Consider the following 10,212-nt stretch of genomic DNA (forward strand, 5'->3'; position numbering starts at 1 on the left):
CGCCATGATCATCGCCCCGGCATAGGCGCCCACCGACGATGACGCCAGCCCAGAGGTCAGCAGCCCGATCGCGAACAGCACCGCCACCGTCGGCCCCAGGGTGTCGCGGACGGCGACGTGGGCGTCCTCGATCGATCCGATACCACCCTGTCCGCGCATGTTGAACGCCGCGACCAACAGCATCGAGGCATTGACTCCGCCGGCGATCACCATCGCCACACCGACGTCCCAGCGGGTGATGCGCAGCAACCGGCGCCGGGTGGGGCCCGGCTCGGGATGCCCGTGCCGGTCGCGGGACAGCCCGGAGTGCAGATACACCGCGTGCGGCATCACGGTGGCACCCAGGATCGCCGCGGCCAGCAGCACACTCTGGCTGCCGTGGAAGCGCGGCACCAGACCGGACAGGACCTCGCCGGCGGGCGGTGTCGCGACGAAGAAGCTGGCGGTGAACCCGAGCGCGATCACCATCAGCAGCCCGGTGATGACCGCTTCGAAAAGGCGCTGGCCCCGGCGGTCCTTGATGGTCAGCAGGAGCAGGGAGATGACGCCGGTGATGATGCCGCCGACCGGCAGCGGCAGGCCGAACAGGATGCGCAACGCGATGGCGCCGCCGACCACCTCGGCGACGTCGGTCGATATCGCCACCACTTCGGCCTGGGCCCAATAGGCCAGCCGGGTGGGCCGGCGCATCCGCTCGCCGATGGCCTCCGGCAGTGAGCGTCCGGTGACCAGACCGAGCTTCGCCGACAGGTACTGGACCAGGCCCGCCATCACGTTGGCGGCGACGATCACCCACAGCAGCAGGTACCCGAACTGGGTGCCCGCGCTGATATTGGCGGCGACGTTCCCGGGATCCACGTAGGCGATCGCGGCAACGAACGCGGGCCCCAGGAGAATCCAGCCCGCCTTGTCCGCGCTGTCCCGTGCCAACTCACTGACCTTCGATACAGGTGGACTGATCGGAGAATGAACCGACCAGCACAGTGAGAGTAATAGACCCGGTCGGGGGGTTGCGCACGCCCGGCCCGATCATCACAGGTCGGGAACGGGAATTTCGAGGTTGGGGAAGGTCAGTCCGCCGTCGACCTCCAATGTCTTGCCGGTCAGGAAACCACCCGCGGGAGATGCCAAATACACTGCGGCTGCCGCTATGTCGAGCGGGTCGCCGAGACGGCGCAACGGTGTCGCGCGCTCCATGGGGGCGCGTAGCGCGTCGTTTTCGGCGACCACGTTCAACGCCGACGTCAGGATGGACCCCGGCGCGATCGCGTTGACCCGGATCCGCGGGCACAGGTCCAGTGCGGTCAGGCGGGTGTAGTGCGACAGTGCTGCCTTGGCGGTGCCGTAGGCGGCGAAACCGCGTCCGGCCAACCGGCCGATGGCCGACGTGATGTTGATGATGCTGCCACCGCCGGAATTCTCAAGCATCAACGGCACCGCGGCCACCGTCAACGCGTGCGCTGTCGCGACGTTGAACGTGAACGCGTCCCGCAGCTCCTTGGCCGAGGTCGTCAACAGCGTGTTGGGCATGCTGCCGCCGACGTTGTTGACCACCACGTCCAATTGCCCGAACGTTTCGACGGCCGCGGCCGCCAGCTTCGCGGTTTCCTCGGGGTGGGCGAGGTCGGCGGCTATCGTGTGGGCCCGCCGGCCGGTGGTGCGGACCTGGCCGGCCACCTCGTCCAGTTGCGACTGGGTGCGCGCGGCGATGACGACGTCCGCCCCTGCTTCGGCGAATGCCAGCGCGATGGCCGCACCCAGGCCCCGGCCCGCCCCGGTGATGACGGCGACCTTGTTGTCGAGGCGGAACCTGTCGAGGATCAACGGGGGCTCGTTTCGTTCGGGGGCAGGGGGGTCGGAGGGCAGGGGCGGCGGCCCGCGGCCGGCGGCCGTTATCGCTGAAACAGGTTCTAGTTTGTCACAGCGACGCGGCCCGGCCCGCGCCGCACGGGCTCGGGCCCTTCCACCGTCTGTACCCTGTTGTTAGTGTGAGTGAATATCGGCGATGAAGAGGGTTGTCGGCGAACCCCGACGTGTGGACGACGGGTGGGCGACGACCAACAGGCGTCGTCTCTAGCGTTAGGAACGGATTTGAAACTCAACCGATTTGGGGCCGCGGCGACTGCGCTGGCCACCGGCGCGCTGGTCTTGACCGCGTGCGGGAGCGACAACAACTCAACCGGGGACAGTCAAAGCGCCTCCAGTGGTTCGGCGTCGAGCGGCGTGGCTTGCGGCGGCAAGGACACCCTGAAGGCCAGTGGCTCGACCGCGCAGAACAACGCGATGACCAGGTTCGTCAAAGCGTTCGAAGAGGCTTGCCGCGGACAAACGTTGAATTACACACCCAACGGATCAGGTGCCGGAATCAGCGAATTCAATGGCAACCAAACAGATTTCGGCGGATCGGACTCGCCGCTGAGCAATGACGAGGCGGCCGCGGCGAAGCAGCGCTGTGGCTCGCCCGCGTGGAACCTGCCGGTGGTGTTCGGGCCAATTGCAGTGACTTACAACATCAATGGTGTTAGCACGCTGAATCTGGACGGATCGGTTCTCGCCAAGATTTTCGACGGTGATATCACCAGCTGGGACGACGAGGCAATCGTCGCACTCAATTCCGGTGCGGAGCTTCCGGCGACTCCGATCCACGTCGTGTTCCGTAGCGACGAATCCGGAACCACCGACAACTTTCAGCGTTACCTCGAGGCCGCCTCCGACGGAGCGTGGGACAAAGGCGCCGGTAAGGCGTTCAAGGGCGGTGTCGGTGAGGGCGCCAAGGGCAACGACGGCACATCGGCCGCCGTCAAGACCACCGAAGGGTCAATCACCTACAACGAGTGGTCGTTCGCCCAGGGGCAGCATCTGAACATGGCGAACGTCATCACCTCGGCCGGTCCCGAACCTGTCGCGATCAGTGCCGAATCAGTCGGCAATACGATCGGCGGGGCCACCATCGCCGGCGTCGGCAACGACCTGGTCCTCGACACCATCTCGTTCTACCGTCCGACGCAACCCGGTTCCTACCCGATCGTGCTGGCCACCTACGAGATCGTCTGCTCGAAATACCCCGACGCGGGCGTCGGCGCGGCCGTCAAGGCGTTCCTGCAGTCGACCATCGGCGCCGGCCAGGCTGGACTGGCCGACAACGGCTACGTCCCGATCCCGGACTCATTCAAGACGCGGTTGTCGGCTGCCGTCGACGCCATTTCCTGATACCAGGTGGACGTGGCCGAACCTTCGCTGACCAAACATGCGTTAGCGGAGGTGGGCGCCTCGCGGCGAGCGGATCGACTGTTCAAGTCGCTCGCCGCGGCTGCCGGGTCCACCGTCGTCGTCGCGATCGCGCTGATCGCGGTGTTCCTGTTGGTGCGGGCCGTTCCGGCGCTACGTGCGAACACCGTCAACTTCTTCACAAGTGCACAATTCGACACCTACCGCGACGACCGGCTGGCCTTCGGCATCCGCGATCTGTTCATGGTGACCGTGCTCAGCTCGATGGCGGCGTTGGCGCTGGCGGTGCCTATCGCGGTCGGTGTCGCGGTGTTTATCACTCAGTATGCGCCGAAACGGCTTTCGCGGCCGTTCGGTGCGATAGTGGATCTGCTGGCCGCGGTGCCGTCGATCATCTTCGGATTGTGGGGGATCTTCGTCCTGGCGCCGAAACTGGAGCCGCTGGCACGGTTCCTCAACCGCAACCTTGACTGGCTGTTCCTGTTCGCGAATGGCAATGTGTCGCTGGCCGGAGGCGGCACGATCTTCACGGCGAGCATCGTGATCGCGGTGATGATCCTGCCGATCGTGACCTCGGTGTCGCGAGAAGTGTTCCGGCAGACGCCGCTGATGCAGATCGAGGCCGCCCAGGCGCTGGGAGCGACGAAGTGGGAGGTGGTTCGGATGACGGTGCTCCCCTTCGGGCGCAGCGGAGTGATCGCCGCATCCATGCTGGGTTTGGGACGTGCCCTGGGTGAAACCGTGGCGGTGTTGATCATCCTGCGTTCGGCGGCCCAGCCGGGCCGCTGGTCGCTGTTCGACGGAGGATATACCTTTGCCTCCAAGATCGCCTCGGCCGCTTCGGAATTCAGCCGTCCGCTGCCTACCGGGGCGTACATTTCAGCGGGATTCGCGTTATTCGTGCTGACATTCGTGGTCAACGCGGCCGCCCGCACGGTCGCGGGCGGCAAGGTCAACGGGTAGAAACGGGGACCGACCGAATGCCTGTGGAACCCCTGGAGCAGCCGCTCAAACCGGTGGTGTTCCGGCCGCTGGGCACGGTGCGCCGCGTCAAGAACGCAGTCGCGACGATCTTCTTCGTCTCCTCGTTCGCCCTCGCCCTGGTGCCGTTGGTGTGGCTGTTATCGGTGGTGGTGGTGCGGGGCTGGCGCGCTGTCATCCGGAGTGAATGGTGGACCCACTCGCTGAGCGGTGTGCTGCCCGAAGAGTTCGCCGGGGGTGTGTATCACGCCCTGTACGGCTCGCTGGCCCAAGCCGGGATGGCGGCCGTCATCGCCGTTCCGCTCGGGCTGATGACCGCGGTCTATCTGGTGGAATACGGCACCAGCCGGTTGGCGCGGGTGACGACGTTCATGGTGGACGTGCTCGCCGGCGTACCGTCGATCGTCGCGTCACTGTTCATCTTCAGCCTCTGGATTGCAACCTTGGGGTTCGAGCAGAGCGCTTTTGCGGTGTCGCTGGCGCTGGTTCTGCTGATGTTGCCGGTGGTGGTGCGTTCCACCGAGGAGATGCTTCGCCTGGTGCCCGACGAGCTGCGGGAGGCCAGCTACGCGCTCGGAGTGTCGAAGTGGAAGACGATTGTGCGGATCGTGACCCCGATTGCGTTGCCCGGCATAGTGTCCGGTGTCCTGCTGGCAGTCGCGCGGGTCATCGGGGAGACCGCTCCGGTGCTGGTGCTGGTTGGATACAGCCGCTCGATCAACTTCGACCTGTTCAGCGGCAACATGGCTTCGCTGCCGCTGTTGATCTACACCGAGCTCACCAATCCCGAGCGTGCCGGATTCCTCCGCGTCTGGGGTGCGGCGCTGACCCTGATCATCATCGTGGCATTGATCAACCTGGTCGCGGCGGGGATCAGGTTCGCCGCCACCCACGGATTCGCCTATCGGATGCGAGGTTTTGCGCATCGCTTGACCGGGGGGCTGGGCCGGGGTGTCCGGCCGTCGGCCGGGGTCGGCTAGCTCCGGGGGCCTAGCGGGTCCCGTTGGGCTGCTGAAGTTTGACCACTCTGCCGTTGCCGCGGTCGGCGACGTAGATGGTGCCCTTACTGTTGACGGCCACGGACAGCGGAGTGTTCAGGCCGGTGAACGGAAGTTCGACTGCGGTGGACCCATCGGCCGGCAGCTTGAGCACCTTGTTGTCGTCGTGCTCGGTGACGTAGATGTTGCCGGCGTTGTCGACCGTGATGCCCCACGGCGCGGCGATGCCGGTGAACGGCAGCTGCGTCTGGTTGGTGGTGCCGGCGTCGAGCTTGAGCACCCTGTTGTTGTCGGTGTCGGTGACGTAGATGTTGCCGATCGCGTCCAGTGCCACACCGTCGGGGTTCTTGAGACCGGTGAACGGCACCTCGGTCTGCGTGCTGGACCCGGGTGCCAGTTTGAGGACCCTGTTGTTGCCCCGGTCGGCGACGTACACGTTGCCCTGGGCGTCCACCGCGACACCCTCGGGGTAGTCGAGCCCCTGGAACGGCAACTCGACCTGGTTGTTCGATCCCGGCGAGAGTGCGACGACGCGGTTGTTGAAGTCGCTGACATAGATTTTCCCGGCCGCGTCGACCGCGATGCCCTGCGGTTCGTAGAGACCGTTGAACGGTTTCACCGTTGGTGACGACGATCCCTCGGACAATGCCACCACCCGGCCGTACATCGTCTGGTTGGTGACGTAGACGGTGCCGCCCGGGTCGACGGCTACCCCGCCGGGGGCGAAGCGGAACGTCAGGCCTTTGAACGCCAACACCTGTTGGCCGTCGGTCGACTGCGCACCGTCGCCCCGACCGGGCTTGAAAATCAGGTAGGCGGTGACAGCGGCTATCGCCAGCAGGGCTGCGGCGGCCGCGGCGGCGATCATCTTGGACTTGTTGGACTTATCGGACTTGTTGGACTTGGCGGCAGGTGCCGCGCCCTCGGATTGATGCGCCCAGGCGGCCGGCGGGACGGGGGCCGGGGCTGCCGGGGTTGCGGGGGCGGCGGGGACCGGGGCGGCTTGCGTCCACTGCCCGGAATCGGCACCCGGGCCGGTGGCCGATGCGCGGGGAATCGGCGGGATCGGCCGGGCGACGGTCTCGTCCGAGCTGTTGTACGGCTGCCCCGTGTGGCTCGCCGGCTGCCCGGGCGCGATGAGCGCTTGGTTGTCGCCTTGCCGCAGAATGGTGGCTTCCTGGCGCCGCTCGGGCTCGGTGAGCGCTGCGCTGGCAGCGGCGGCCAGATCCCCCGCCGTGAGGTAGCGGTCGTTGGGGTTCTTGGCCATGCCCTTGGCGATCACCTGATCCAGCGCCTCCGGGACCTGCCCCGGCCGCAGCACGCTGGGCTTGGGGATCGGTTCCATCAGATGCGAGGCGATCAACCGCTCTACGCTTTCGCCACGGTACGGCGGCGCCCCGATCAGGCATTCCCCCAATACGCAGGCCAGCGCATAGATATCCGCCCGGTAGGTGACCTCGTCTCCGGTGAATCGTTCCGGGGCCATGTAGTTGTATGTCCCGACGACCATCCCGGCTTGAGTCACGTCCGGATCCTGAGCGGCGCGGGCGATACCGAAGTCCACCAGGTAGGCGAAGTCGTTCCGGGCGATCAAGATGTTCTCCGGCTTGACGTCGCGGTGGGTGACGCTGTGGGTATGTGCGGCGTCCAATGCCGCGGCGACCTGCCGTGTGATAGCGACCGCTCGGGCGGGTGCCAACGGGCCGAACTGGGTGAGCATTGAGCGCAACGAGACGCCGTCGATCAGGCGCATGTCAACATAGAACTGCCCGTCGATCTCGCCGTAGTCGTGGAGCGGGACGATGTGCGGTTCGGTCAGCCGTCCGGCGGTGTCGGCCTCGCGCTGCATCCGGGTGCGAAAAAGCTGGTTGTCGGAATAGGCCGGTGAGATCAATTTCAGCGCTACGACGCGGTGTTTGCGGGTGTCCTCGGCCTCGTAGACCTCACCCATTCCTCCGCGGCCTATCAGGCGCACCAACTGATAGGGCCCGAAGCGCGACCCCACCCGAGGTTCCGGCTGGGTGTTGGTCACCGTCGGCACTCCTTTCGTCGGGAAACCCGTGCCGCACCGGTACCGCCGCATCGCGGAACCCACGCCGTCGCAATCGCGTAGCCGGTGGTCAACCCACGGTAATTCCTCAGAGCGCGGGCACACAACAGCATTGGGCGACCGAGCGGGGATTTTGGATCACGAGTCCGTAACGGTTCCGGCGGGCCGGACCGGATCCGGCGTCGGCAAAGTTGCTCATCCGAAAGGTTTTGTCACCCAAAGGCGTTTGCAAACTTATTGATTGGCGCGCCATGTTCGCCCAGCGATAGGTTCGATTTACGATCGGTGGAATCAGCGGCAGCGCAATACGTCCCGTGCTGCTTCGGAGGAGCCGACGGGTCAGGAGATGGCGTTCACGACCGGAATCAATTTGGATTGGAACGAATTCGGCAGGGGAATGTAGCCGTATTCGTCCAAACCGATTTGACCGTCGCCGATCGTCGATTGCATGAAGGCCTTGACGGCCCCGCCGGTCGGTGCATCCGGGTACTTCGAGCAGACGACCTCGTAGGTGACCAGCACGATCGGGTAGGCGTTGGCTTGCGTCGGCCGGTAGAACGACGAGGTGTCGACGATCAGGTCGTTCTTGTCGCTGCCGGCTTTGAAGGTGGCGCCCTCGATGGTCTTGCCGACGGACTCGGCGCTGATCGAGACGGCCTCCGGGCCCGCCGAGGTGATGATCTGGGCCATGTTCAACTGGTGGCCCACCGCGAACGACCATTCGTTATAGGTGATGGAGCCGTCGGTCCGCTTCATGCCCTGTGAGGTGCCGTCGTTGCCTGCGGCGCCCTCGCCGACGCCGCCGTTGAATGTCTGGCCGGCACCTTTGCCCCATGCTCCGTCGGACGCTGCGTCGAGATACTGCTGGAAGTTGTCGGTGGTACCGGACTGGTCGGATCGGGACACGACGTGGATACTCGTCGACGGCAGGTTGGTGGTGGGGTTGAGGGCCTTGATCGCAGGGTCATCCCACTTGGTGATCCCGCCATTGAAGATTTTGGCGATACTCGGGCCGTCGAGGCTCAGCGAATTGACGCCCTTGATGTTGTAGGTGACCGCGATAGGGCCGAATACCACTGGAATGTCCCAAGCCGGGGAGCCGCACCGCGCCCGTGCCCGCTCCGGCTCGCCCTTGTCCGCGTTCATCGGCGAGTCCGAGCCGGCGAGGTCGGTCTGGCCGCCGAGGAACGCCTTCATCCCGGCGCCCGAGCCGGTGGCCGCGTAGTCCAGCGTGTGACCGGGGCAGGAGTGGATGTAGGCGTAGACGAACTGTTCCATCGCGTTTTTCTGTGCCGTCGAGCCACCGGCCAGAATCTTCTTCTTGCCGCCGCAGTCCACCGGCACGACGGGTGTGGGACTCGAATCCGATGACGAGCCGGTGGAGTGGCCGCCGCATCCCGACAACAGCAGGGCGCTCACCGCAAGCAGGCTGACTGTGGCGCCGGATGGACCGAATTTCACGGCAACTCCTCGGAATTCTTGGATTGGCGGCACAGATGAGCATATGTCAGTGGACAAGGGGGTGAAGCCGAAGTCGACGCGGGCGGCTGGGGTGGGGGCAGGGGGCAGGGGGCAGCGGCGAGGGGGCGGGGGGCAGGGGGCGCTGGTGGGCGGTGGGGCGCGTTACTTTCGACGCAGCGCGTTACTGTCGGCGGAGTCAGGCTAGCCGTCAGCGGCAGTCTCGCTGACGCTGGTCGTCGCCCGGCCGGAATCCGATTGGGGTGGTGTGGGAATGAAATGGGTGACCTACAGAAGCGGTGACGGCGACCGGGTAGGTGTGGTGTCCGGCGCCGAGGTGTATGCGGTGCCGCCGGGTGCGACGTTGGTCAACCTGCTTGGGGCCGGAGTCGACGCGTTGCGGGTGGCCGGGGAGGACGCGCTGAGGACGCCGGCGGCGGTTGTCGCCCTTGACGACGTGTCGCTGGCGGCGCCGATTCCCTGCCCGCCGTCGATTCGGGACACACTCTGCTTCCTGGACCATATGCGTAATTGCCAGGAGGCCCTCGGCGGCAGCCGGATGCTGACCGACACCTGGTATCGCATCCCGGCATTCTATTTTGCTTGTCCGACAACTGTTCTGGGCCCGTACGATGATGTCCCGATGGCTCCCGGCAGCGCGTGGCAGGACTTCGAATTGGAGGTCGCCGCGGTGATCGGCTGTGCGGGTAAGGATCTGACAGTGCAGCAGGCGGAGCAGTCGATCGCCGGCTACATGATTTTCAACGACTGGTCTGCCCGGGACTTGCAGATGCTGGAGGGTCAGCTGCGCATCGGGCAGGCCAAGGGCAAGGACAGCGGTGTCACCCTCGGGCCGTACCTCGTTACCGCCGATGAGCTGGAGCCCTACCGCCGCGACGACCGATTGACCCTCGGGGTGACAGCCCGGGTCAACGACACCGTCATTGGCTCGGGCAACACCGCGGCGATGGATTGGACCTTCGGCGAGGTCATCTCCTACATCTCGCGCGGGGTGCCGTTGCGCCCCGGCGACGTGATCGGTTCGGGCACGGTGCCCACCTGCACGCTGGTGGAGCACCTGACGAAGCCGGAAGCATTTCCGGGCTGGCTGTGCGACGGCGACGTGGTAACCCTCGAAGTCGAGGGCTTGGGTGAGACGCGGCAGACCGTACGGGCCACCCCGGCCCCGTTCCCGCTGGCGCCGCGCGTTGACCCGGGGTCGCTTGACGTGCCCTGATGGTGGGAGGGTTGCGCGTCTTCTCCGGGCTGGCATTCTCTGGCTCAGACTTCTTCGTCTTCTCCGTTTTTCCCGCCGTCCCTGTTTTTCGCGCCGTCCCTGTTTTTCGCGCCGTCCCCCGTTTCTCCGTCGCCGGCCTCGTCTTCCCCGGTTGCCTCGGCTTGCCGGCGGGTGAAGGGTCGTTCGGGGTGGTGGAAGTTGTTGACGCGGGGTTGGTCGGTGTCGAGGTGTGGGGGTGGGATCCATTCGGTGTGGCCGCG

The 10,212-nt window shown here is 65.8% G+C and carries 6 protein-coding genes and 3 pseudogenes; 4 read left to right on the plus strand and 5 right to left on the minus strand.

Going from position 1 to position 10,212, the window contains the following annotated elements; genetic code table 11:
- Both ACK5M9_RS16230 and ACK5M9_RS16235 read right to left on the minus strand, forming a co-directional pair.
- Positions 1-984: Nramp family divalent metal transporter (locus tag ACK5M9_RS16230; RefSeq protein WP_416894175.1), on the minus strand; the 984-nt coding region annotated here is incomplete at its 3' end.
- 48 nt (positions 985-1,032) lie between these two features.
- Positions 1,033-1,824 carry an SDR family oxidoreductase gene (locus ACK5M9_RS16235; RefSeq protein ID WP_416894170.1) on the minus strand — a complete coding sequence of 264 codons (792 nt, stop codon included), beginning with the start codon at positions 1,822-1,824 and terminating at the stop codon, positions 1,033-1,035.
- Between the two features lie 267 nt (positions 1,825-2,091).
- Between ACK5M9_RS16235 and pstS (ACK5M9_RS16240) the strand changes: the two genes are divergently transcribed.
- The 3 genes and pseudogenes from pstS (ACK5M9_RS16240) to pstA all read left to right on the plus strand — a co-directional run.
- Complete coding sequence (gene pstS / locus ACK5M9_RS16240) at positions 2,092-3,210, plus strand: phosphate ABC transporter substrate-binding protein PstS (protein WP_416894171.1); 1,119 nt, start codon at positions 2,092-2,094, stop codon at positions 3,208-3,210.
- 12 nt (positions 3,211-3,222) lie between these two features.
- Positions 3,223-4,191 carry a phosphate ABC transporter permease subunit PstC gene (pstC, locus tag ACK5M9_RS16245; protein ID WP_416894172.1) on the plus strand — a complete coding sequence of 323 codons (969 nt, stop codon included), beginning with the start codon at positions 3,223-3,225 and terminating at the stop codon, positions 4,189-4,191.
- Between the two features lie 17 nt (positions 4,192-4,208).
- Positions 4,209-5,099 (plus strand): annotated as a pseudogene (gene pstA, locus ACK5M9_RS16250) (phosphate ABC transporter permease PstA); the annotation flags it as partial.
- A 100-nt stretch (positions 5,100-5,199) separates the two neighbouring features.
- Here pstA and ACK5M9_RS16255 read toward each other — a convergent pair.
- Positions 5,200-7,239, minus strand: a complete 2,040-nt coding sequence (locus ACK5M9_RS16255) for a serine/threonine-protein kinase PknD (RefSeq protein WP_416894173.1) — start codon at positions 7,237-7,239, stop codon at positions 5,200-5,202.
- A gap of 357 nt (positions 7,240-7,596) precedes the next feature.
- Entirely contained in the window at positions 7,597-8,718 is a 1,122-nt protein-coding gene (gene pstS / locus ACK5M9_RS16260; protein WP_416894174.1) for a phosphate ABC transporter substrate-binding protein PstS, read from the minus strand.
- A 271-nt stretch (positions 8,719-8,989) separates the two neighbouring features.
- On the opposite strand from pstS (ACK5M9_RS16260), the pseudogene ACK5M9_RS16265 reads away from it, so the two are divergent.
- Positions 8,990-9,931 (plus strand): annotated as a pseudogene (locus tag ACK5M9_RS16265) (fumarylacetoacetate hydrolase family protein); the annotation flags it as partial.
- Between the two features lie 65 nt (positions 9,932-9,996).
- On the opposite strand, the pseudogene ACK5M9_RS16270 reads toward ACK5M9_RS16265, so the two are convergent.
- Positions 9,997-10,212, minus strand: a pseudogene (locus tag ACK5M9_RS16270) (hypothetical protein); the annotation flags it as partial.

It is taken from the genome of Mycobacterium sp., assembly GCF_047975165.1.
Classification (GTDB): Bacteria; Actinomycetota; Actinomycetes; order Mycobacteriales; family Mycobacteriaceae; genus Mycobacterium.